Source organism: Paenibacillus rhizoplanae, assembly GCF_042684125.1.
Lineage (GTDB): Bacteria > Bacillota > Bacilli > Paenibacillales > Paenibacillaceae > Paenibacillus_AQ > Paenibacillus_AQ rhizoplanae.
In genome coordinates this window covers 1-722 of sequence record NZ_JBHUKY010000094.1, presented here as the reverse complement: position 1 = coordinate 722, position 722 = coordinate 1, and the positions used below count along the sequence as shown (strand labels likewise).

General features: G+C 46.8%; 2 tRNA genes and 2 rRNA genes. All 4 read left to right on the top strand.

The features are described 5' to 3' along the window. A 16S ribosomal RNA gene (locus ACFSX3_RS30670) occupies window positions 1-59 on the top strand; the annotation flags it as partial. A gap of 125 nt (window positions 60-184) precedes the next feature. Then, window positions 185-301: ribosomal RNA gene (rrf, locus tag ACFSX3_RS30665) — 5S ribosomal RNA — on the top strand. 60 nt (window positions 302-361) lie between these two features. Next, window positions 362-438 (top strand) — tRNA-Ile (locus ACFSX3_RS30660). Window positions 439-466: 28 nt separating this feature from the next. After that, window positions 467-542, top strand: a tRNA-Ala gene (locus ACFSX3_RS30655). Window positions 543-722 lie beyond the last annotated feature (180 nt).

Sequence of the window (722 nt, the reverse complement as noted above, 5' to 3'; positions counted from 1 at the left end):
TTGGGGTGAAGTCGTAACAAGGTAGCCGTATCGGAAGGTGCGGCTGGATCACCTCCTTTCTATGGAGAATCGTTTCCTGCAACGGAAACATTCAAATCGGAAGCGTAAGCTTCCACAAGTGAACCTTCGGGTTCGAACACTCACTCGTGTTCAGTTTTGAAAGAGCAAGTCTCTTTCGTATGCGTTTGGTGGCGATAGCGGAGGGGTTCCACACGTACCCATCCCGAACACGACCGTTAAGCCCTCCAGCGCCGATGGTACTTGGACCGAAGGGTCCTGGGAGAGTAGGACGCCGCCAAGCGAACAATCAATTCATTGATTGCTTCACTACTGTATGTTTTGTTATTATGTTTTGTTATATGGGCTTTTAGCTCAGTTGGTTAGAGCGCACCTCTGATAAGGGTGAGGTCGGTGGTTCGAGTCCACCAAGGCCCACCATATAACACTTCAATTGAATACTTACTTTGGGGCCATAGCTCAGCTGGGAGAGCGCCTGCCTTGCAAGCAGGAGGTCAGCGGTTCGATCCCGCTTGGCTCCACCAATTATTCTTTACAACAGTATATGCACATTGTCTGTTATTCCGAACATCACAGCCGTGATTGTTTCACAATAACAGCAACTTGATCCTTGAAAACTGGATACCGAAATGAATTTGCGTTTTAGAACATTCCTTTAAGCTGAACTTGTGTAAACAAGTTTCAATATTTTAGTGATGCTAAGC